The organism is Enterococcus wangshanyuanii (genome assembly GCF_002197645.1).
Lineage (GTDB): Bacteria > Bacillota > Bacilli > Lactobacillales > Enterococcaceae > Enterococcus_L > Enterococcus_L wangshanyuanii.
The window spans coordinates 20,857-43,241 of the sequence record NZ_CP021878.1 but is presented as its reverse complement, the minus strand read 5'-3'; the positions used below and the strand labels follow the sequence as shown (position 1 = coordinate 43,241).

33 protein-coding genes are annotated in these 22,385 nt (G+C 33.9%); 30 read left to right on the top strand and 3 right to left on the bottom strand.

Going from position 1 to position 22,385, the window contains the following annotated elements:
* Window positions 1–115 precede the first annotated feature (115 nt).
* The 5 genes from CC204_RS20870 to CC204_RS20850 are packed head-to-tail and all read left to right on the top strand — an operon-like array spanning window position 116 to window position 4,439.
* Window positions 116–472, top strand: a complete 357-nt coding sequence (locus tag CC204_RS20870) for a plasmid mobilization protein (protein WP_088272017.1) — start codon at window positions 116–118, stop codon at window positions 470–472.
* Complete coding sequence (locus CC204_RS20865) at window positions 473–2,158, top strand: relaxase/mobilization nuclease domain-containing protein (protein WP_088272015.1); 1,686 nt, start codon at window positions 473–475, stop codon at window positions 2,156–2,158.
* A 20-nt stretch (window positions 2,159–2,178) separates the two neighbouring features.
* Entirely contained in the window at window positions 2,179–2,907 is a 729-nt protein-coding gene (locus CC204_RS20860) for a DNA/RNA non-specific endonuclease (protein ID WP_088272014.1), read from the top strand.
* Between the two features lie 15 nt (window positions 2,908–2,922).
* Window positions 2,923–3,954: a hypothetical protein gene (locus tag CC204_RS20855; RefSeq protein WP_088272013.1), complete on the top strand. Its 1,032-nt coding sequence runs from the start codon at window positions 2,923–2,925 to the stop codon at window positions 3,952–3,954.
* A 29-nt stretch (window positions 3,955–3,983) separates the two neighbouring features.
* Window positions 3,984–4,439 (top strand): hypothetical protein, encoded by a 456-nt coding sequence (locus CC204_RS20850; protein WP_157894352.1) that lies wholly within the window; start codon window positions 3,984–3,986, stop codon window positions 4,437–4,439.
* A 310-nt stretch (window positions 4,440–4,749) separates the two neighbouring features.
* Here the strand turns inward: CC204_RS20850 and CC204_RS20845 are convergent, their stop codons facing one another.
* Window positions 4,750–5,025, bottom strand: coding sequence for a helix-turn-helix domain-containing protein (locus CC204_RS20845; RefSeq protein ID WP_088272010.1), 276 nt, complete (start codon window positions 5,023–5,025; stop codon window positions 4,750–4,752).
* On the bottom strand, window positions 5,022–5,381 hold the full coding sequence (locus CC204_RS20840; protein ID WP_088272009.1) for a type II toxin-antitoxin system RelE/ParE family toxin: 360 nt from the start codon (window positions 5,379–5,381) through the stop codon (window positions 5,022–5,024). The genes CC204_RS20845 and CC204_RS20840 overlap by 4 nt, the downstream gene beginning before the upstream one ends.
* 127 nt (window positions 5,382–5,508) lie before the next feature.
* Here CC204_RS20840 and CC204_RS20835 point away from each other — a divergent pair, with 127 nt between their 5' ends.
* The 21 genes from CC204_RS20835 to CC204_RS20730 all read left to right on the top strand — a co-directional run bounded on the left by CC204_RS20835 (window position 5,509) and on the right by CC204_RS20730 (window position 17,934).
* The gene (locus tag CC204_RS20835) at window positions 5,509–5,964 is read left to right on the top strand and encodes a hypothetical protein (protein WP_088272008.1); all 456 of its coding nucleotides are present in this window, start codon (window positions 5,509–5,511) and stop codon (window positions 5,962–5,964) included.
* Between the two features lie 57 nt (window positions 5,965–6,021).
* On the top strand, window positions 6,022–6,261 hold the full coding sequence (locus tag CC204_RS20830) for a hypothetical protein (protein WP_088272007.1): 240 nt from the start codon (window positions 6,022–6,024) through the stop codon (window positions 6,259–6,261).
* 123 nt (window positions 6,262–6,384) lie between these two features.
* A complete protein-coding gene (locus tag CC204_RS20825) occupies window positions 6,385–6,747 on the top strand; it encodes an AsnC family protein (RefSeq protein WP_088272006.1) in 363 nt (120 codons plus the stop codon).
* A gap of 21 nt (window positions 6,748–6,768) precedes the next feature.
* A complete protein-coding gene (locus tag CC204_RS20820; protein ID WP_088272005.1) occupies window positions 6,769–7,431 on the top strand; it encodes a DUF2786 domain-containing protein in 663 nt (220 codons plus the stop codon).
* 36 nt (window positions 7,432–7,467) lie between these two features.
* On the top strand, window positions 7,468–7,686 hold the full coding sequence (locus tag CC204_RS20815; protein ID WP_088272004.1) for a hypothetical protein: 219 nt from the start codon (window positions 7,468–7,470) through the stop codon (window positions 7,684–7,686).
* Window positions 7,687–7,726: 40 nt separating this feature from the next.
* A complete protein-coding gene (locus CC204_RS20810; RefSeq protein ID WP_088272003.1) occupies window positions 7,727–7,930 on the top strand; it encodes a hypothetical protein in 204 nt (67 codons plus the stop codon).
* 39 nt (window positions 7,931–7,969) lie between these two features.
* The gene (locus CC204_RS20805) at window positions 7,970–8,200 is read left to right on the top strand and encodes a hypothetical protein (RefSeq protein WP_088272002.1); all 231 of its coding nucleotides are present in this window, start codon (window positions 7,970–7,972) and stop codon (window positions 8,198–8,200) included.
* 38 nt (window positions 8,201–8,238) lie between these two features.
* Window positions 8,239–8,427 carry a hypothetical protein gene (locus CC204_RS20800; RefSeq protein WP_088272001.1) on the top strand — a complete coding sequence of 63 codons (189 nt, stop codon included), beginning with the start codon at window positions 8,239–8,241 and terminating at the stop codon, window positions 8,425–8,427.
* Window positions 8,428–8,464: 37 nt separating this feature from the next.
* Window positions 8,465–8,836, top strand: coding sequence for a DUF3850 domain-containing protein (locus tag CC204_RS20795; protein ID WP_088272000.1), 372 nt, complete (start codon window positions 8,465–8,467; stop codon window positions 8,834–8,836).
* Window positions 8,837–9,051: 215 nt separating this feature from the next.
* Window positions 9,052–9,357, top strand: a complete 306-nt coding sequence (locus CC204_RS20790; RefSeq protein ID WP_088271999.1) for a hypothetical protein — start codon at window positions 9,052–9,054, stop codon at window positions 9,355–9,357.
* Window positions 9,358–9,522: 165 nt separating this feature from the next.
* Entirely contained in the window at window positions 9,523–10,086 is a 564-nt protein-coding gene (locus CC204_RS20785) for a recombinase family protein (RefSeq protein WP_188634534.1), read from the top strand.
* Window positions 10,087–10,404: 318 nt separating this feature from the next.
* Window positions 10,405–10,740, top strand: a complete 336-nt coding sequence (locus tag CC204_RS20780; RefSeq protein ID WP_088271998.1) for a hypothetical protein — start codon at window positions 10,405–10,407, stop codon at window positions 10,738–10,740.
* A 238-nt stretch (window positions 10,741–10,978) separates the two neighbouring features.
* Window positions 10,979–12,063 (top strand): IS3 family transposase gene (locus CC204_RS20770; protein ID WP_120308903.1). Its coding sequence is split into 2 segments (ribosomal slippage): window positions 10,979–11,216 and window positions 11,216–12,063, totalling 1,086 coding nucleotides; the frame shifts between segments, so codons are not numbered across the junction.
* 308 nt (window positions 12,064–12,371) lie between these two features.
* On the top strand, window positions 12,372–13,268 hold the full coding sequence (locus CC204_RS20765) for a hypothetical protein (RefSeq protein ID WP_088271997.1): 897 nt from the start codon (window positions 12,372–12,374) through the stop codon (window positions 13,266–13,268).
* Between the two features lie 50 nt (window positions 13,269–13,318).
* On the top strand, window positions 13,319–13,738 hold the full coding sequence (locus CC204_RS20760) for a hypothetical protein (protein WP_088271996.1): 420 nt from the start codon (window positions 13,319–13,321) through the stop codon (window positions 13,736–13,738).
* Between the two features lie 151 nt (window positions 13,739–13,889).
* On the top strand, window positions 13,890–14,033 hold the full coding sequence (gene pepG1 / locus CC204_RS20755) for a type I toxin-antitoxin system toxin PepG1 (protein ID WP_088271995.1): 144 nt from the start codon (window positions 13,890–13,892) through the stop codon (window positions 14,031–14,033).
* 262 nt (window positions 14,034–14,295) lie between these two features.
* Entirely contained in the window at window positions 14,296–14,589 is a 294-nt protein-coding gene (locus CC204_RS20750) for a type III secretion system protein PrgN (protein ID WP_088271994.1), read from the top strand.
* A 486-nt stretch (window positions 14,590–15,075) separates the two neighbouring features.
* The gene (locus tag CC204_RS20745; protein ID WP_088271993.1) at window positions 15,076–15,861 is read left to right on the top strand and encodes a ParA family protein; all 786 of its coding nucleotides are present in this window, start codon (window positions 15,076–15,078) and stop codon (window positions 15,859–15,861) included.
* A 2-nt stretch (window positions 15,862–15,863) separates the two neighbouring features.
* Entirely contained in the window at window positions 15,864–16,214 is a 351-nt protein-coding gene (locus CC204_RS20740; RefSeq protein ID WP_088271992.1) for a hypothetical protein, read from the top strand.
* 289 nt (window positions 16,215–16,503) lie between these two features.
* A complete protein-coding gene (locus tag CC204_RS20735) occupies window positions 16,504–17,433 on the top strand; it encodes a hypothetical protein (RefSeq protein WP_088271991.1) in 930 nt (309 codons plus the stop codon).
* Between the two features lie 243 nt (window positions 17,434–17,676).
* Window positions 17,677–17,934, top strand: coding sequence for a helix-turn-helix transcriptional regulator (locus CC204_RS20730; protein ID WP_088271990.1), 258 nt, complete (start codon window positions 17,677–17,679; stop codon window positions 17,932–17,934).
* 53 nt (window positions 17,935–17,987) lie between these two features.
* Here CC204_RS20730 and CC204_RS20725 read toward each other — a convergent pair whose 3' ends face one another.
* Entirely contained in the window at window positions 17,988–18,791 is an 804-nt protein-coding gene (locus tag CC204_RS20725) for a helix-turn-helix domain-containing protein (protein WP_088271989.1), read from the bottom strand.
* Window positions 18,792–19,002: 211 nt separating this feature from the next.
* On the opposite strand from CC204_RS20725, the gene CC204_RS20720 reads away from it, so the two are divergent.
* The 4 genes from CC204_RS20720 to CC204_RS20705 all read left to right on the top strand — a co-directional run bounded on the left by CC204_RS20720 (window position 19,003) and on the right by CC204_RS20705 (window position 22,281).
* Complete coding sequence (locus CC204_RS20720) at window positions 19,003–19,935, top strand: helix-turn-helix domain-containing protein (RefSeq protein WP_088271988.1); 933 nt, start codon at window positions 19,003–19,005, stop codon at window positions 19,933–19,935.
* Between the two features lie 774 nt (window positions 19,936–20,709).
* Complete coding sequence (locus tag CC204_RS20715; RefSeq protein ID WP_088271987.1) at window positions 20,710–21,198, top strand: hypothetical protein; 489 nt, start codon at window positions 20,710–20,712, stop codon at window positions 21,196–21,198.
* 559 nt (window positions 21,199–21,757) lie between these two features.
* Window positions 21,758–21,940 carry a hypothetical protein gene (locus CC204_RS20710; protein WP_088271986.1) on the top strand — a complete coding sequence of 61 codons (183 nt, stop codon included), beginning with the start codon at window positions 21,758–21,760 and terminating at the stop codon, window positions 21,938–21,940.
* Between the two features lie 47 nt (window positions 21,941–21,987).
* Window positions 21,988–22,281, top strand: coding sequence for a hypothetical protein (locus tag CC204_RS20705; RefSeq protein ID WP_157894351.1), 294 nt, complete (start codon window positions 21,988–21,990; stop codon window positions 22,279–22,281).
* The last annotated feature ends 104 nt before the right edge of the window (window positions 22,282–22,385 follow it).

The window sequence follows — 22,385 nt, the reverse complement described above, 5'->3', positions numbered from 1 at the left end:
ATATCGCAACATGCTAGCATGTTGCTCCGCTTGCAAAAAGAAAGTCTACCCCTGGTATTTGGGAGGTGTCAACTAAGCGAACTCAAACAAAAGATTTAAGGAAGGTGTATGAACGGTGGAAAACAAAAATAAGTTGCGAAGACCAATTCAACGGATTATTCGTTTCTCAAAAGAAGAAAATAGATTAATAAACAAAAAAGTTGAGGAGAGTTTCTTTCCTAACTTTCAAAACTTTGCACTACACATGTTAATTCAAGGCGAGGTTCGTCATATCGATTATTCAGAGCTGAAACAATTGACGATGGAGATTCATAAAATTGGGATCAATATCAATCAAGTGACCCGACTGGCCAATCAATTCAACGAAATTTCGAGTACCGATATTCAACAATTAAAAAATGAATTAACAGCTTTAACGGAGACCGTTCAGTCCAACCTCGCAACGTTGATCAAACTAAAGGAGCGGACGTAAATGGTGTACACAAAACATTTTGTGATCCATACATTTGATAAATTGAATAACGCATGTGGCTACATTGAAAATGCAGAAAAAACAATTGTTACGAATGAAGACACACAAGATCACCTTGCACATTTATTTCAATATATTGCAAATGATGAGAAAACAAACATGAAACAATTAGTATCGGGACACGGTATTATCGATCCAACAAATGCTTATGAGGAATTCAAATTCACAAAATTAAGAACGGCTTTTCAACAAAAAAAAGGCTATACACTTGATCTAAAAACAAACAAGCTCGTTCCACCTTCACTAACAGAACTTGAGCGAAAAAATACAGTACTGGCTCACCACTTGATCCAATCGTTTTCACCAGACGACAACTTGTCTCCAGAAAAAATACACGAGATAGGGTATAACACTGTCATGGAACTAACGGGTGGTGAATATGAATTTGTGATTGCGACTCATGTGGACAAGGAACATATTCATAATCATATTTTGTTTAATTCAACGAATTTGAAAACAGGGAAAGCCTTTCGATGGCAGAAAGGAACAAAACGAGTTTACGAACAAATTTCGGATAAGATTGCAGCAAAAGAAGGAGCAAAAATTATCGAAAAGTCGCCTAGACAAACGCATACAAAATATACAAAATGGCAAACGGAGTCACTATTTAAACAGAAAATAAAATCGAGGATCGATTTTTTGCTAGAACATAGTTCGTCGATTGACGACTTTCTTCATAAAGCGAGTGCGTTGAATCTATCCGTTGATTTTTCTAAAAAGTGGTCAACCTATAAATTATTAGATGAACCGCAGTTAAGAAACACGAGAGGCCGAAGCTTATCGAAAAAAAATCCTGATCGTTACAACTATGAAGCAATCGTTGAACGATTGAAAGAAAATACAACGATATTTAGTATTGAGGATGTAGTTACTCGCTATGAAGAAGTCGAGACAAAAAATGAGAATGATTTTGACTATCAATTAACAATAGAGCCCTGGCAAATCTCACACAAAACGGAACGAGGATATTATTTGAATATTGATTATGGATTCGGCAATCATGGAAAATTATTTATTGGAGGATACAAGGTAGACCCTTTAGAAGATGGTAATTTCAACATTTATGTGAAGCGTAATGACTATTTTTATTTCATGAATGATAAATCGTCGAGTGACAGTAAATATTTGACGGGTACTTCTTTGATAAGACAATTACGCCTCTATAATGGGACAACACCATTAAAGAAAGAGCCTGTCATGCGAACGATTGATCAGCTTGTAGATGCGATCAATTTCTTGGCCGAGCATAAAATTGAAGGGACACGTCAACTCAACACGTTGGAAGAAAAATTGATAGCTGCTTTTTCAGAAGCCGAAGAAACGTTAGATCACTTAGACGAGAAAATCATTGAGTTAAATAATTTAGGTAAGTTATTACTGGAGAAAGAAACGCAAGGTGATACAGAAGAGATACAGAAGCAACTTCATGAAATACTCACAGATGCGACACTTTCAGAGTTCACTTTTGAAGATGTTCAAGGGGAAATAGAATCTATTACATTGAGCCAATCGTTACTAGAGAGTAAGCTAGAAAATACTCGAAATGAGATAGACAAACTCCATGAAATTCAAGCAATTCAATCTCAAAAGGAAGAACAAGAAAAGAATTTAAAACCGAAAATATAGTAAGAATGTGAGGAAAGAAAATGAAAAATAAATTTACACTCAGGAAGCTGTCTATACTAGCAGCTTTCTTTTTTATGTTGAGTGGTTGTAGTAGGCAGTTAGATTCTATTGGACGTACAAGCAACAGTTCATTGGATTCAACAGAAGTTTCTCAACAAGAAAATTCTTATTCAAGCGATTTCCCTGTAGAGTATGACGGCATGAATCAAGAGATTGTACTTAACGATAATAAGCCTACGTTTTCAGAGGAAGACTTGTCACTTAACAACGGTGTTTGGCAGTCTTTTTCAGATTTGGATCAGTTGAATCGTGTGGGTGTAGCAAATGCCCTGATTGGGAAAGAATCATTTCCTACTGTAGAAAGAGAGACTTTGACAATAAAACCGACTGGTTGGAATCAAAAGAAACTTTCAGATGGTCAGTGGTTATACAATCGTTGTCACTTAATCGGATTTCAGATGACAGGTGAAAACAATAATCCAAAAAATTTAATGACAGGAACACGTAGTTTCAATACTCCACATATGTTGAACTATGAAAATCAGATCATGGATTATATCCAATTAACAGGAAATCATGTTCGTTATCGAGTCACGTCTCATTTCATTGGCGATGAATTGGTAGCTCGTGGTGTACAAATGGAAGCAGCAAGTGTTGAAACAGACGAATTTGCCTACAACGTTTATATTTTCAACGTTCAAGACGGCTATCAGATCAATTATGCGACAGGAGCTGCAACTAAAGAATAATGGAGGGAAATATAAATGACGAAACTAATTTATTTAACAGATACGTTTGAAGGTGACTATGGCTATTGCCTGGATAAAGAAAAAAATGTGATGGCTGAAAAGAATCGTAAAGGCCTTCATTATTTTGATCAAAAAATTGCTTGTTCACAAAAGGATCAACACTTTACAGAAAGTGGGCATTACTTGTTTGATTATGTCCCGATGGTTTTTTCAAGGGAAGATTGGTTTGACGATGACGTAGAAAAGAAAAATGGTACTTGCGATGTCGTGATCACAGATATGATTTCCAAAAAGAAGCTAAAGCATTCTTTACAGCTGGCGACAATGTTTCCTAATAAAAAATATCTTCATGGGATTCTAAAAAATGGAAATAAACGATACGGCGGCCTAACATTTTTAGTGGACAACTGTTTACATTCTTACTCTGAATTAGAGACAGCAGGTATCCTGGATCACAAGGAATTAAAAACGAATCATTGTACGTCTTTGCCTATGGTTGACGTGGAGTTGTCCTACCTTCAGGCGAAAAGAAAAATGAATGAATCCTTTTTCCACTCAGAATCCATTACGGATTGGATAACAGAGGTTGGTCAACTGAAGGAGCGACTGAATAGTCAAAATAAATATGTCTATGGTGTATTCAAAATTGATGAATACTGGCTTATTCCATTGGCGAATGGTGAAATAAATGAACTCTATTCGTCAAAATATGTGATTATTCAAGCATTTTCAGAGACCTGGTTAGCTGAAAATAATCTTCCATTAAATACACCAATTTTGGCTCAATCTGGAAACAGTCACAGTGATCGAGAAAATAGTTCGTCTGGTCATTATCGAATGGGCGGACAAGTTGTAATTTCTGATGAGGAGGCGACACTTCTTACAGCAATCGATCGAGAGAGAAACAGATATTTCATTATTCAGAAGGGGAGAGGATGCAGCGGAAGGAGTTACGAATTCAATAAAAAACCTAAATGGGGCAAGAACGATCCGAGGCCGACTTGTTATGTGAGTGGTTTTCCTTTGTTTTCAAGTAATTTTAATTGATTGGATTATAAAAAGGAGTGTGTTTACATATGAGGAGAATGGATAAAGAATTCAATAAAAAAGTGGCGGGGTATATAGACAAACTCAAAAAAATGGAACAGGTAACTTATGTGGAAGAAGCACCTCTCATTAAAAAAGGGAAGCGTAACATTATAGCAAAATCATTTATTGTTGAGCTTGATTATGATCAATTGTGCTTAATGGGATCTGTAGATGTCTTCATATATTATGATGGAAGCTTTGGTATTGCGAAATATGGGATTCCATTTGGTATTAATGATTTACGTTCTTTACAAGATGTTATCAAGTTTTTTTATGGAACTCCATTTCACCTTAACTTAGAAAAAGTGAATAACTTGGATATTGTACGCTATATTGTTTCAATTCCTGAAATCAAAGTTAGTAGCTTCAGACTTTTAGAAATTTACATTGAACAGATGAATATTAGTTTGCATGAAATAGATAAGCATTGTCACTATGACTAATAATCATTGATTTAATTAAGATGACAAAAAGAAAGGGCTAGGGAAGCTTCCCTAGCCAATCTTATAGCCAATACTACTCAAAATATGAAATTTCAACGATTGATAATGTCGATATTGGCTGATTTTGTTGAAGTCTGTTTGGTACTTGTATACTGATTCTAAATGAAAAGAGTAAGAATAATACACGATCATATTGCGTGTGAAAAATATGTGATTGAGCTAAATAAATACAAATATCAAAATTACTAGTGCTCCTGCTTTTGAGTCTTTTCCTTTGTTCTAAAAAAAAAGAAGGCTATGAAATAGCCCTCTACTTAAATTCTACATGCAATTCTTTACCGACCTTTGTTGCGATCTCATAGAGAACCTTAAAACTGACATTAACTGTTCCGTTCTCGATCCTTGCGATCGTACTTTGAGGTTTGCCGACTTTTTCGGCAAGTTCCCTTTGTGTATACCCTAATTCTTTTCGTAGCTGCGCTACTGCTACAGCAATCTCTAAGCGCTGCGCTTCTTTTTCGTATTCTTGCGAAAATGTCGGACTTTCACTTTTCTTTTTCTTAATTAATTGATCTATTGCTGTCATTCTAATTCTCCTTTCTCATACATTTTTTTCAAGTTGTTGGCGTGATCTATTTCGCTTTTAGGTGTTTTTTGTGTTTTCTTAGTAAATCCATGAGTGATCAAAAATTCATTGCCGACTTTTTGAAAATAAATAGCTCGTTGAATATTACTTCCAACCTTAGAACGTAGTTCATATAAATCGGAATCTAACTTTTTTATCCACTCCATTCTTTGTGCAACGAGCAGTCCATGTTCTTCTGTCTTTTTGATAGTTGCTAAGAGTTTAGCTGAATCCTTTTCAGGCAGCGAATCAATAAACTCAACAAATTCACTTGTTCCGTCTTTTCTTCTTATGTAGTTAAATTGTGGTTTCTCCATACTCTTATTATAGCGGATTTGCTATCAAAATTCAAGCGCCCAATTTGCAAAAAAACGCGCATTTAAGTGTTGACATGCGCATTTAAGTGCGCTGCAATGGTATTAGGATAAAGAAAGGGGTAATTATATGAGAAAAGAATTTCGTAGTTTAGAGGAATTAGAAACAATTATGCTTGAAGAAGGGTTGCAATATAAAAGTGTCGAGTGGGACAAAAAAGATATTGAGTTCCATTTGATCGGCGGCCACACTTTACTTGTTGACACTTCCGAAGACAAGACAAACTTATTGGTAACAAATAAGAAAGGTTATATGATTGCTGTTTTACACAGAGTAGGAGAAGTCGATAAAAGTATGCTGAATACATTTACAAGTCCTGTATCACAGCAAGAAGTAGTTGAAGTCCAATGTAAAATACGAGACAAAATAACTGGAAAATTTGGTAAATGGTTTTTAGTAGGTAACAGTCTTGTTCCTTCAGGAAAAACCTTATCTACATTGAAGAAAAAAGGGAAGTGGGCTGTAGGCAAAGAAGATCAAGACGGCGCTGTTGAACGTTATGCTCTAAAAACAAAAGCCGTCTAAGTGTCACAAGAAAAATAATGTTGCAACAAAAAAATGTAAATGAAATGAGGAAGAAAAATGGTTTATATCGTGGAAGAGAAATACCCCGAAGACTTGAATATTGAGGCATTTGAAACAAGAAAAGGCGCTAAAGAACATGCTGATTCAACCGCTTTAGAGATTGTTAAACAACTTATTAAAGAAGGTAGCGGGTTCACGTTTGAATATGACGAAGTAGGTGACTTTTTTCAGATCCAGTCAAATGATGAAGAAAATGAGATTATAGTATCTATTTCAAGTAAAGAACTAAAAAAATAATGCCCCTGTCCTGTTACAGCAGAACAGAGGTAGTAACAAAAACCGTCTAGGGTAATTCGCTACTATTACAATATATCAAATTTAATAGTAGCGGACAACCGCTGCAGCGAAAGGATTATTCTTATGTATGCAGATAGAAAACTGATTGAAAAATTATTGTTCGAGGAAACACAAATATCTAATAGAAAGATTGCAGAAGCTGCAGGTATAAAGAGTGAAACAACTGTACGAAACTTTAGAAACGGTGATGCTTCCCTTGATAATTTACGTTTAAAGAACGCTGAAGCCTTGACTCAATTTGCAGAAGAAAAGGTCTATGGTTATTCGGACACAGAAGAAAAAATAGATTGGTTGCTTGATCAATACGATTCTGCAGGAATAAAATTGTCAAAATATGAACTGATCAAAAAAATGACTGATAATTATTATGAATTGGCAAAAGGTCAATTTATTAAAGAGATATGCGTAAAACCAAAGAAAGAATAAACATTCCTGATCGGAGAGAATATGGATAATAAAAGAAAAGATAAGATCCAAAGATTACTAGCCCTTGCGAACGATGCAAACGATGCTGAATCAATGAGCGCTTTAGCGAAAGCGCAAGAACTAATGCTAGAGTACAAAATTACTGAAAATGATATCTTTACCTACACTCAAAAGCTAACTAATGATTTAGTTGATACTGTTATTGTGTATGAAGGAAAACCGCAAAAATGGTTGTATAGATTAGCAAGAATTATAGCTAAAAACTTTCGTGTCAAGTTTTATTACGAAGCAGGAACACCCGTAAAATTGAAATTAACTGGATTATCTTCAGACCTTCAAATTGCAGAGATAACGTTTCAGTATGCGAGCGGAAGCATTTCTTATTGTGCTAAAAAGTTTATGCAGCAACCTGAAATAAAAAGAAAAAGAAAACGGAAATGGCAATTGAAACAAGATTATATTCAAGGTTACTTAGTCGGTCTAGAAAACACCCTAGATAGTCAAGTATTAACAAACGGTTATGAATTAGCTCTTCAACTACCTGAAGCAGTTGCAACGCATTTAGAAGGACTTGAACTCGTTAAGGGAAAAGGTACTTCTCACACAGTAAAAGACATTGAAGCGTATCATTCAGGCTACCAGGAAGGTGTCAAATTTAGAAGGCATGAACAATTAAATTGTTAATAGCGTATTTATGTGACAAAAGGAGGTTGAACAACGATGAAATCAGAAAAATATTTTGTATATGATCCGCAAAATGATGAAACAACACCATTTGATAGTTATGAAGAAGCAAAAAGTTACTTTGATGATTTATGTGATCGATATGCGAATTGGCCTGAAGATGATTCTGAAGTGTATTTGATGCAACCAATCCAAAAGGGCTTTTGGAAAGACGAATATGGCGAAAAATTTGTAGTACGAAAATATGATAATTAAATGGCAGTTTTTGAGGTATTAAAAGAAAGAAGGGTGTTTTATGGAAAGAAAAGAATTTATCAATGAAAAAGAACCTGAAATACACGGTGATGCAAAATGGTATCGAGATAATTTAGTAGAAAGAATGAGACACGCCTACATGAAGATCGATGGATCATATGATTGGCCAAACAGCGAAGAAGGGGACTTACTCCGTTTGACTAGACAAATGCTTGTTGTAATGGATCAAGAGCAACAAAATTAGCAATTTTAAATGACGGTTTTTGAGAAAGGAGATAAAAAAGTGAATGCAACAAGGAGGAAAGCAATAACTGTGAGTTTAGAAATACTCAAAGCTCAATATGAAGAGCTTGAAAAACTGAAAGAAGAAGAAGAGGATTATTTTGAAAATATCCCTGATAATTTACAAGGATCAACAAACTATGAAAAATCTGAAGATGCGATCAGTGAATTTGAAGATTCCCTTAACTCTTTAGATGATGTTATTGAAACTTTGAAAGAAGTAGTTAGTTAAAATAAAAATGACGGTTTTAAGAAAGGGAAGATTTGAATATGTTATTATCAGACAAACTCAAACAAGTTTGCTTTACTGAAATTGAAGATCCTATGAAATATTTTGATCAGTTAGCACATGAAGCAAAAGAACTGGAATCGATCTCTAGTATTCATTCAATATTAATAGAGGAATTAGGACAAAGTACAGTAGAAAATGCATTGAAAAGCTATTTCAATAAAAAATGACGGTTTTTAGGACAAACAGAAAAGGAGAATGTATCTAATGGAATCCATTTTTGATGAAGATACAAGAAAGTGTGTTGAATGTGGCTGTACACAGAATAATGCTTGTGTAGGAGGTTGCTACTGGATAACTGATAATCTTTGTAGTTCATGTCTAGAGAACAAAGCTGATCACGATTTAAAGATTGGGCCAGAATATTTTAAAGATGTTCTTCAAGGCTTGAAAAATTTTGAAATTAGGAGAAATGATAGGAATTTCAAAGTCGATGATATCGTAAATTTGAGAGAATTTGAAAATGGAAGATACACAGGAAGAATATTAACTGTAGAAATCATTTACATTACTGACTTTGAACAAAAAGAAGATTATGTAGTATTTGGATTTGTTGCAATACTTCCGGATCTGAACTAAATTTGTAAAATTTGAGTATAGGTAAAAAATATCTTCAGCAGCTGCTACGTGATCACTTTCTTTGAGTCAAGAATAAGTGTAAAAAAATAACTTTGCCAAAAACATTGGTTTTTGATATAAAGTATTTTTTTTAGAAAAGAGTTGACAATTTTTGAGAAAAACCTTATAATGTACCTATAAGCACTATATAGGTACATTATAAGGAGGTGTTAAAGATGGGAAGAAAACGTGTTTTTGAACCAGTAGTAACAACAACGATAGCAGCGGATCGCGCTAATCATGCAGAAGGTATTTTCTTTAAAGTTTCATACGGATTTGAATTAGACAATCCGAATGCAGTTTTTAAGGTTCAAATGGTTGGCGATGGATATGTCAAGGGAAGACAGGCGCCTTCTTACGGTGATAATGATTTTGATAAAATTATCAAGGTAAGAGAGATCCTGAAACAGAGATTTGAAAATATGGATAAACGTTTACGAGATATTGAAATATCAGAAGAGGAAATCGAGAAATTACTTTAAAATAGGAATTGATTTAAACGAGTAAACTTTTTTACTCGTTTTTTTCTCAATAGTTACTATCAAAACTTAAAAGTATTGATAGTGTTTGTATGGTGTGATAAAATAGGGTTTGTAAGACTGTCATATCTTACTATCATAAATAAGGTAAGAAATGGGGCAAAAATTGTGATTTTTGGTTACGCAAGAGTGAGTACCTGGGGACAAGATTTAGAATCTCAAATTGTTGCTTTGAAAAAAGCCGGTTGCGAAAAAATCTACACTGAAAAATTCACAGGAACAAAAATCGATCGAAAAGAATTTCAAATGCTGCTTAAAGAATTATCTGAAGGTGACACCTTAGTCGTCACAAAATTAGATCGTTTCGCTCGATCAACTGTTCAAGGATTAGAGACTGTTCAAAATCTTTTCAAAAGAGGAATTAAAGTTCATATTTTGAATATGGGTATAATCGAGAACACACCAACTGGAAGACTGACATTTACAATTTTTTCGGCATTTGCAGAATTTGAACGAGATATGATTGTAGAACGCACACAAGAAGGTAAGGCGATTGCTAAATTAAATCCTGATTTTCGAGAAGGACGGCCAAAAAAATTCAGCAAGGATCAATTGGATCTAGCAATGGAATTGCTGAAGACAGACACCACAAAAAATGTCTCACGTAAAACTGGAATAAGCGAAGCGTCTCTTTACAGAGAAAAAAGAAGAAGAAAGTACCAAAACTTATAACTAAATCTATATGTCATAAAACTACGTTAATGACAGAGGGATTCTAAGAGCATTTCAAGATTTAAAGTGAGTAGTTATCTGAGTTAACCATTCTAGCGATTGTCAAATACGTCCGTTTTTGGCAAAATAAATAAGTTGCCCCAAAACTAGGACAACTTTCAGTAATATCAGTATTTCATATTCATTGAATCATTAATTAGGTAAATTATCAATAACGCTCGTTTTTGACAAAAAAGAATGTTTCCTTACTTTTAATGTTAAATGAATACAGCCGTATTGTCAATTTGAAAAAGAATTAGAACTGAAGGAGGTAATATTATGGAAAAAGCTTTATGTATTATGATGGAAGATTATGATGAGGACGATGTTCAAGTAAAGTATGTGTATGAACGTATCACTTCATTGAAGTTAGTGGAGGATATGATCGAGGAAGAACAATATATTCATTTTACTTCAGATGGAAAAGAGTATGAAATGAATACATTTGATATTGACTGGTTTAGATTTGTTCCTGTTGCTTCAGACATGGTGACGTACTTTAAGAATAATGAAAGTTACACTTGTGCATGGGATGCACAAGGAGAGATTATCAAAAACGATAGGAAGGACAGAAAGTATGGATACAATTATTTACCAATTAAAAGAGAATTATAAAAAATTTAATAATTGGGGTTCACGTATCAATGGAACGAAATTTTACTCTAAGATTTCTTACATGAATTTGTAAACCCTATAAAATCAACGTTTCTAAATTTAATTATGAGAACTTACTCATTTTACAGAGGTTTTCTCTCGGAACAATGGAACGAAATTTTACGGTAGGGGTTAAAAGGCTCCTATACTAGAAATACGGACAAGTTGTTCGCTATAATCTATTAAAGGAGTTTTTATTATGCAGACAAAAAACACAGCTACAAGATATTCAAAAGAGTTTAGAGAATCCATGATTTCATTAAGTCAGACCGGTCGGTCTGCGAACTCACTATCGAAAGAATACAATGTAAGTGTCTCTACACTTACGAAATGGATACGGCAGGCAGATCCATTGGATCGAAATGTTCTTTCAATAAAAGAGCAAGAATTGCTAAAAGAAAATAAACGCTTGAAAGAAGAAAATGCTATTTTAAAGCGAGCGGCGGTGCTTTTGGCAAAGAGTTGATGGCCAAAGGACGAGCGACTGTCTTACGAGTCGTTCGTGTCAATTTAGAAGCAAAGCACCGCATTACTCGTATTTTAAGGGTTCTTAAAATCCCAAGAACCACCTATTATGCGTATTTAAACTGGATGCCTAGCGATCGAATGCGCAGACGCCAACAGATAAAAGAAAAGGTATTGAAATCCTGGTTAGCCTATCCGATGTATGGATATCCAAGAATGACAAAATATTTTAAAGAAGAACTGAATATCCCTGTCAGTCGTTACCTAATTTATCGTTTAATGCGTGAATTAGGGATTCACTCTCGGATGATAAAGAAAATGAAAAAACCTAAATCTTATACTGAAGTCGCTCAATTACCTAATCTAATCAGAAAAAAGAGTGATTGGTCTAAGGTTCTTTTAACGGATATCACGTATATTCCAGTGAGAGGAAAGTGGGCGTATTTAGCCAGTCTCTATCATCCAGAAACCCGTCGGGTTATTGCTCATAAAGTTGGTGCCCACATGACGAAAGAATTAGCAACAAGCGTGCTAGAAAAAGTAAATTTACAGGCACAAGGAATAGAAATAGTACACAGCGACATGGGAAGCCAATACACAAGCGACTTATTTAATCAGACATTAACGAATAAAAAAATAAAGCATTCTTATTCAAGAAAAGGTTGTCCAGGGGACAACGCAAGAATAGAGAGCTTCCACTCTATTTTGAAACGCGAATATGTGAATTTCCAATCCTTTAAAACACTTGAGGAAGCCATCGTTGGCATTGACAGTTACATTCGTTGGTACAATACAGATCGAATTTCTCTTGTTGCTTAGTAACGTCCCCTTTTTTCAAAAAAAGACGATTGAAGGGGTTATTTAAGTGCGTCTTCTTTTGATCAGTAGAGAAATGTGCCGTCTAATTTAGAGGCATTGGTTCACACGTCTCTTTTATTTATTATTTTTAATGAGCATTAAGCAATTCTTTCGCCTTTTTTTGTTCGGAGTATTGACATAGGAGCCTTATTATGTTAGTCGTAATGAATGGCACTGTACTGTTATCTTCATTTCTTTATATAGCAGGGAAAATAAAAAACGAAGATTGATAGGAGTAACTTAACGGTATTCATAGTGAGGTGCTATACATGAATTTTTTAACAGAAGACCAAAGAAACGCAATTCTCAAAACTATGTCAAAAGAACAAGTAGTAGTTCTTTTTGACCATAAAAAGCGTGATATCCAGTCTATGTTTTTGAATGAAATCTTTTCTAAAGACGATGAGTGGGAATTTGTAGACTATAATGAAAGTTCATTCTATCAAAATAAGAATATTCCTAAGTCCGATCGATTATATTGTGCTTGCGGGAAAGAAGTAAAGTATCAATATATACTGAAATCAAAACACACTGGCGAACAAATAGGACTTAGTCTTCAGCACTTTTCTGAACATACAAATATTCCTATAAATATAGCTAAAAATGTCAAAGAAGGGTTACAAGAGATAGATCGACACTTAGATGGCATTTTAGTAGAGGTGTACAAGGAACATGGGTTTCAAAGCGATATTTCAATTTTTTTGATCGATTATTCATTAGAATTACTAGAATTATCAAATAGGCTTAAAGAAACAGTTAGTGCATTTAGTGGTGTAAACTTACCTCTTGGATGGAATGATTATTGGAATATAAAAACAGCGATCGATGATTTTAAAAAACAGCTAATCATTAAGGAACAAAAGCGTGTTACTCAAGAAAGAAAAGCAAGAGAACTTTCAAGAAAAAGACCTATGAGTCTACAGAACAAGCAGCTAATTGATGATGTTATCATTATTATTGATCAATATTATGTTACTGAAGGATCGGTAATAGATATACGAGATATTGTTCGTTTGCTTGTAGCAGATTTGAATTATAAAGACGTGAGATTGATCGGTTATGTGGGCCCAACTATGGAGATAATCGCAAATGAAATTTGCCCTGATCGATTAGTTAGAGATAGTTTCTATCTTTATAGAAAGCTTACACCTGAAAAAATTTCATAAAACTATAAGTTTGTTGATAAGCTAAATAATAATAGAAATGAGGTATCGTCGTGGAAAAACTAAATTTTAATGAAATGTCACCTACATTTAGAGAACATAGAAATTTTCTGAAGCTTTCGTCAGTATTAGTTGATTATGGTTATATGTGTTCTTGGTTACCAGTTGATGATCAAGGTGCCGATTTTATAGCAGTTCACTGTAAAACAAACCATGTTCTAAAAATTCAGTTAAAAGGAAGAATATCAGTGGAACGGAAATACTTTGGTAAAGACATTTATATGGCTTTCCCGAAAGATGATAACAAACCATTGGAAGATTGGATGATAGTGCCACATGATAAGCTTGTAGAATTATTTATTTCACCTGCCTCTTGGGAGAAGAATCATGGTCGGAGCAATGGGAAAATCCCGTTAAAGATACTGAGTGGTGTAAGACAACTTTCAATTATTGAGCCAGTTACATTAACTTGAATCAAATACTAATCAAAAGGATAGGCGACTGCGTGCATGAGATTTAAAATTGATTAGTCTTTAGAAAAAAGTAAAAAGAAAAATATCAAGTGTGATATACTAATCAATGTAGAAAAGTTATGACGGTGGCGCTCTTTAGGAGGTGGTGCATATGATTGTGTGTACTGAATCTATTGAAAGGAGAAGCCTTTTGTCCGCATTAGAAACAATTCAATTGATCCTAAGCTTTGGTATGTTTACTATTGCTTTGATTAAATTGATTGTAGATATGCTTAGAAATGACAAAAAAAAATGACCGCTCATTAACTTTGGCAAGTTAGCGATCATTTTTACATGATTTAAAATTATGCTGCCGTCTTAAACGGTTCTACTGGAGAAAGATATGTTAGCGCATGTCTTTCTCTTTTTTTCATTATAGCATAAAAGTTTTTTCATTGCCACAAGGTGCATACATTAGGAGTTTCATGCTTGTTCTCCCCTGGCATGTAGTGCTATAATTTAAGCAAATCATATTATTGCAATTGCAATAATATGGCTAATTAAAGGAGACTCCCACCATGAAAACTAATACCTACGTATATCCACACCCTATCAATACATTCATTATCAAGCAACTAGGGGTTACTGTGGAACAATTCTGTGAACTACACGGCTATCCTCAATCTACAGTGGCTACATGGATCACTCGCAATCGATCTGTAGAGAACCTACCTGCTTCTTTTATCTATTCTCTCTCATTAGCTGCAAGTAGATCTATGGATGTAGTCTATTCTGATCTGTTACTGTTGCAGGATGATTACAAGCAACACCTTCACGATCACAGACGCACTAAAAAACGTATCGATGGATAAAAAACAAAAGATTGTTAACTTTTTTTATATCTACAATAGTTGTAACGTTACTGTTCACCACACCATAAAACCACCTTGTCTACATTCAAGGTGGTTTTCTACTTTGCTTAAAAACTTAAACCTAATTTTACAGTATTGTAGTATCACGATACTGTAATACTGTAAATTTGAATTAATAGTTCTCTATTGTTTTCCTATTCTGTTTTTGTAAAACTGAAATCAGATTATACGGATTCTTCAAATAACAATACTTCGATATTGTAGTATTACAGTACTATTGTATTACAATACTACAATACAATAGTACTACAATGCTATTTTTAATTATTGCAATATACTCACGTCAACATATTACAATACTACGATTTTGTAGTATTACTATATTTTAGTACTATCATATTTAAGTATTATAGTACTACAGTATTGCAATATTGTGATACTGTGATATAATGAAATAGAAAAAATATTTCAGGAGGTTATTTAATAATGGACAAAAATGGTGCAGCAACAATTCTATCCGTCGCCAATCAAAAAGGCGGCGTAGGAAAAACTACAACTACTGTAAATCTGGGAGCTACTCTTGCTTATGTCTACTCTAAAAAGGTTCTCTTAGTAGATATTGACCCTCAAGGAAACCTAACAGATAACTTGAACATTGATGTTAACGACAAGAACACTATCTATGAAGTACTTAAGGGGGAAACAACAGCAAAAGAAACTATTCAGAATTATGCTGAAAATATTGATGTTTTAGGCTCTGATATAGCTCTTGCAGCTGCGGAACGAGAGTTTACACAAGTTGGTTCCGAACATAGACTAAAAAAAGCTCTTGAACCTGTAATAAGTGAATATGATTACATTATTTTAGATGCCCCACCTTCCCTAGGAATGCTAACAGTGAACGCGTTTACAGCTAGCAATGAAATAATTATTCCTATAAAACCGTCAATATTTAGCTTAAAAGGTTTTATAAAATTGAACGAAACAATTGAAACTGTGCAAGAATTTACTAATGAGGAACTTACTATTCGTGGAATTTTGATCACTGGCTACAATGATCGTATTAATATTTATAAAGAAATGAAAGAATCTGCTGAACAAATTGCAGCATATATAAAAGCACCTATCTTTGACAGCTATATCCGTTCCACTGTTATTGTTGATGAATCACAAGCAGCTGGTCAAGATCTAATTTCTTTTTCGAAATCTTCAACTGCCGAAGAAGATTATATTTCATTTACAGAAGAATATTTAAGAATGGTTGGTGAATAAATATGGCACAAGGAAAGGATCGTAGCAGGCAGGCTTTAGACTCTCTTATTAGTGGGTTAAATAAAGAAGATAGTAAAAAAGATACTACTATTAAACCTGAGCCTAAACTTGAACCTGAAGTATTAAACAAGAAAAGCATAGAGAAGATTATTATTCAACAAGGAAATAGTAAACGGAGTCAGGACAGTTATAGAGTAAACCCAATATTATTTAATGCTTTAAAATATTGGACTTCGATTGGTGAACCTAACAAGAGTAAGCCTGATATTATTGAAGAAGCAATATTGAGAATCATACCTGAAGAATATCTGGTTCAAGGTTATGAAATGGCAAAGAAACAAAATAAAATTTAACAGTACATTACAGTACTACAGTATCGTCGTACTACAATACTAAAGAACTATTATATTACAATATTATAGTTCTTTTTTTTGTACAAAATATTGTAATGTAGCTGTTCTTTATATCAACTTTACAATACTACAATATTGTAGTATCATAGTATTGTAATTATTTAATATTATAATATTGTGAAATGGTGACAAACCTTTATATATCAACGTTTGCAACTAAGATAAAACTAAGGTAAACTAAAGTTGATTTTTATAAATAAAATCATTTACATGGAAACGGAGAATAATTATGGAAAATGGAAATATTCGTTCATATAGAAAAAATAAAGGATATGAGTCAATTCCTAGAGACTTGTTACAAAATAATGAACTAAGTTTAGAAGCTATTGGACTCTTGTGTCACCTTCAAAGTTATCCTGAATCTTGGAAATTATATAAAACTGAATTATATACACGTTTTAAACATAATAAACGGACAGCTGTACAAAGAATCTGGAAAGAATTGGTTAATAACAATTATTTAATTGAATTTAAAAAGCGTGAGGGAAAACGATATGTATATCAATATATATACAGTGTCGAACCCTTTACAGGTTCAGATATAGAAAAAATCAAACAAGAATTGCAAAATGACGGCTTTTTTTGGACTGTTGATTTTGAACAGTCCAAAATGGACAGTTCAAAATCAACAACTAATAAATTAACTATAAAAGAGATTGACTATAAAAGAGATATAGAAAAAGAAGAAAGGTCTCTACGTTCCCTTTCTTTTTCAACCGACGATGATGATAAATTAAATAAAAAGACGTCCTCAAAATACACGGAAGAACTCTCTGATCAAAACACTAAAGACATTGAACCAAAAGTATTACTTGCTGCGTACCTCAAAGACAAAGAACACTTAAAACCATTAGCAATGTCTTTACTTATTGCAGGATTATCAGAAACAGATTGTTTAGAAATTATTGAGTTTTTAGCATTGCTGCCAGTGATTGATCAACAAGTTTCGGACATAGTAAATGCACAAATTAGAGCCAATGAAAAAGAAGCTCTCTCTAACGGTCTAACGGACTATAAAGCTTATTTCTTAAAAGGGTTGGAAATGAAACTTGCTAATGCAGGTTTACGTGTTCGTGAAGCAGATATAACTGATCCTGACACGATTGAATCGATCCCTCAAGTAACCCTGCATAATTGGTTAGATCCAGAGAAACAGTGATTACGATCATTGATCCTATAAGTTATTAATTTGTTGGGAAACTGAAACATAACAAGCGTTCCGACGACAATTCGTTCTCTTATGCATACTCCTAGTTTGTTCGTTTTAACACAATGATTCACAATCATAGGTGATATTAGCTTAAAATGGCTTCGTAGAGCGGTTTGTTTGGGATAAATCACTTTACAAATTTGATAAATATGCTACGATAAACGAGCTATATTTGTAAAGTGAGGTGGATAAATGTTTCGATTATTCAAAAAAAGAAAGGCTACAAATCAGGTAAAGTTTTTGCGTGATGCAAAAGGAATCTCTCAAAAAGAATTGGCTCAAACTGTAGAAAGAATCTCAAAGGAACGTTTCGGTAAAGCAACGCCTTTAGCAGAGCAAACAGTAAAAGCGATTGAAGAATATCGTTATATGCCAACGTTTGGCTTAGCTAAGCTTATCTCTGATGCATTGGGAGAAGAACTTGAATCAGTTTTTCATAAAATCAATTAAGCTAGAAATACCATAGACAGTAGAATCAATACATAGAAAAAGCATACTCCTTATTATTTTGGGAGTATGCTTATTTTCGTGTTTTTTATGGATTCTTCGTCAGCTATGATCAAGGCGGATAAATTTATAATCAAATTCTTGTATTCAAATATAGCCCCTTTAGTATCTGCATAATATTTTAATGCATATTCTATAAAATCAGGATCAAGCCGAAATTGTTTACTCATTTTTTCAATCGTTAAATTGTCTTTATCATAAGCAAACTGCAAAGCACTTACAGCAAAGATTTTCTCTGTAATGTCTCTAAGTAGCGTTACAAAATCGTTCGATTGCTCTTTTCCTTCAGAGAGATACATGGTTGTATCGATCAGTAATTGTCTTGTTACTGGATCATGTATTTCGTCATAGGTTTCTAAGTAGCGTTGAATGTATTTTCCGAACTCTTTTAAAACAATATTTTCGCTAAATAGTAAAGTGGCCGCCTGTTGTTGCTGAGTAAAAGCTGTTTCTCTGCGATTTTTACGGTTGTGTTGAATTCTAGCTTCATACATGGATCGTAGTAGTTTGTCCTGTTCCTCAGAATCGAGAGATTGAAAGACTTTTCGAGCTTCTATTCCATAGTCTTTAATACCGTAGTAATTTTGCACATTGAAGTCTTTCGGCTCTCCGTATGCTAATAGATCAAGAGAAACGTTAAAATAGTCAGACAAAGCCCTCATTTTTGATAATGGAGGTTCAATTCGGTTTGATTCCCAGTTAGAAATGTTTGGGCCGTTAACGTTCATTAGCTCAGCAAGTTCAACCTGTTTCAACTTATGCTGTTTTCTCAAATATTTTATATTTGCACCAATAGACATAGAAAAATACTCCTTTCCATATATTTGTGTGTGTAATTTATTTTAACACAAGATAAGCTAAATAAATATGACATTTACATTAAAAATATAAAAACTTTCAAAATAACGTAAATTAAGCTTGCTATATTCGTAATATGATATTATAATTGAAATATAGAAATACATATTCGTCATTAAAAAAGCTATCTCTATTCTTGAAAGGAGTGATATTTTGGATAAAAAAGTATTAAGCCGTCTTGTTAAACAAGTTAGACAAGATACTGGGCTGACACAAGCTGATGCTAGAGAAGATGTGTTAGATAAAGCGGCTTATTCAAAGTTTGAAAACGGACATAAAACGATAGATTTCAACAGTTTACTGAAAATCTTATCAAATTTGAAAGTTTCGTTTAGTGACTTTATGGCAATGTACCTAGAACCTAACCTAGAGAAGACCACACGAAGACAATATCAAACTTTAATAGCTGAACTTCCTTCTAAAAAAGCTCTGAAAGAAATATTTACACTTTACAACTTTCTTTCAAATCAGTTTCCTAAACTGGAAATAGATGAAATGACTGTTTATTTCGATATTAAAGCTAATTTTCACAAAAAATATCCTTATAAAATCGCCCCAATTACACCAAAAGAACAGCGTTTCATTTTGGAAAGATTTTACAGAATAAATCAAAAAGTCATTTTTGAGGAAGATTACAAACTCATAGCTCAAGTTGTTAATGACCTTCAGCCAGACGAGATCATGAAAGTAACCTCAGTGATTTTTCCGATTGATCCTCATAGAATACTATCGTCAGAAATTAAACGTCACCTGTGTAATATTTTATTGAATTCAATCACACCACTGTTTTTCAACAAAGAATACAAGAAAGTTAAAGAGCTGTTAAAAGTTGCTGAAAAGCACAAATTCTTGTATGCAGATAGTTATTACTATTTAGCCCAATTTACTTATTTGCACAATCTTTATTTATATATAGTCAAGAATGATACTGAAGGATTTAAAAAAGTTACTGCGGTGATCAATGCTATCGATTTGATAGGTGATGAAGGTTCGGCAGCTTTGATGGATAAAGAGGTTCAGAATCTCGTGGACGGCAAAAAAAACCAAGGATTTTCTCAATATGATATTTTAATAGGCAAAAACTAGTTGTCATTTCAGACAACCAAATAGGAATATTTCTTACATTTTAGGGGGTGTTTGAAAAATAAATGCCAAAAAGGTTGTCAAATCTGCCAACCTCGTAAAAATATTCTGTTTTTCTTATTGAAAGTCATATATAATTACTTTATAAGCAAGGAAGGAGGACAAAATAATGAAAAAACATAAGAATATTTTAGGTACTGTAATCATTTGTGTTCTTACAATGGCTCCAATTTTCCCAAACCTTTTAGGTTAATTTGAAAAACCTGTTTTACAAAATGACTTGTATTATCAATTTGTCTGTGGTATCTTCTAAGCGTAATGAATTATGATAAAAAGATTAAATAGACATTGAAAATAAAAAATGCTAATTGTCTTGTTCCTAATATCTAATAAGGGTTAGGAGTGAGAGGTTAGCGGAAAACAAAAAAGAACCGTCTCCATAGGGCTACCAACCCTAGAGGAAGATACGACAGTTCAATAAGCTTTAGCAGGCTTGAACGGTCTCGGCTCCTTTTGTTGTAGCTGTTGCTACAACGTTTGTATTATAACAATTTTCAAAGGAAAAATACAGTATTAATTCAATACTCATGATATTATCAACTCCCCTAGAGACCTGATAAAATCCTTTTTTCTTGGAATCGTTGTAGTTTAAACGTAGTAAATAGCTATTTCAGGAGGGGGAGAGTACGCAGTTCAGCGTATTCTCCCCCTCTTTTTTTGTTTTCCGCTAACCTGTCAAATCTATTAAGAAATTCATTCAAGAAAGGAGAAACAGCTATGCCAACAACGAATATGACACCAGAAGAAGTGTTGAAATACGGAAAAAGAATAGTTCTTTTTCAAAAAGGGAAAGGGCGAGGAAAAAGAGAATTTATTATTCAAGACAATAGAGTGTTCCAACAAGCTATTGAATACATAGAGGGTTGCCGACACATTATTGAATCCAATCAAGTTGAGATCATGGATATCTATAATGAGATTGAACGTGTCTACTCTCAAAAAAATAAAGGAGTGTTGATCGCCAGAAGAGCAGGAAACTATAAAAGTAACCAAAAAAGATTACTGCCTTTAAGAAAAACAGGTAAGGGAATGGGCGAAGTGATTCAGGGAGCTCGATTAGCAAAAGCTGTTTATCAGCTGATGGATGAAGACAACCAACCAGATGTTGTAAAAAGACGAGCGCAGCAACGAATAGAGAAAGCCAAAAAAGAGGAGGACGAAAAGGAACGATTGCGACAAGAAAAAAAGCAACTGCAACAAACTTAATCAGATAGAAAATTAGCCTTTTCTTATTTGCTAATTTAAAACGAACGAATTAGCAACACATGTTTCAGGCAATTTCAAACTTTTTTAGAGCAAACTCGAAAGCTTATGAACTTAGGTTGAGAGGGTAACTAGAACAAGCTGCAATGAAGGATTATATTATTGCTTGATTCTTAGTTATCTAGGTAGAGGAAGCAGGACAATACCTATTTTTAACCGATAGGATGGAAAACTAAGGAAGAACGAAAGAAGACGAGACTTATATGTCGGTGTGCAATGACCGCCCTGTTTATCAGCGTGACTACTAAGGGACAGGGGTTAGAACTACAACAGTAAAAATGTCACAATACACGGAGAGATTGATCTAAGGATCAATAACTTGCTCAGGCGTACGAGAGGTTCGTATGTCGTTTCCGAGAGTTTGGGGTGAACGGATGCTTAAACCCTGCGACAGTAACACTATTGCGTAACAAAGATAAAAATTAGTAAATAAGAGAAGGCTAATGAATTTTAGGTGCTGTACCCAAGTGAAATGGGTGCAGCACCCGAAGGAGTGAACACCATGACTTCAAAAACTCGAAAGTCTATAACATTCACCGATCAAATGGATCAAGATTTGGCATTCCTACTTGCTAAAAAACGAGAGGAACGTAAGAAAGCGGGAAATAATCGTCAGTATCATGAAAAGGATCTGATTGCGGAACTGCTGAAAAATGAACGAACAGTAAAAGAAGCGTGGGGATGAAAAAAATGAAGAAACTAAAGAAAGTTGATAAAAAGAGAGGGCTGAAAATGAACATAAAAAGTTGTCTATTCTCTGTTCTGTTGTGTCTCGGTCTGTTATTAAGTGGTTGTTCCACACGATTAACAGAAGGAATTGTTCAGAAAAAAGACTATTCACCAGCGTATATAACGGCTGTTCCAATGATGATTGGTGAAACAATGACTGTCATTCCACAAACTTATTCGGCTAGTTATCGTTTGTTGATTGACGGCACAGTCGAAAATGAACATATATCAGAGTGGGTATCTGTTACTCCGTCTGAATATGAAGCAATTTCTGTTGGTGACCATTGGAAGAAATGAGAAGAATGTAAAAAGCAGAAAACAATCGTCAGTATCATGAAAAGGATCTGATTGCTGAAGTGTTGCACCAGGCACGAGAAGTAAAAGAAGCTTTTGGATAGGAG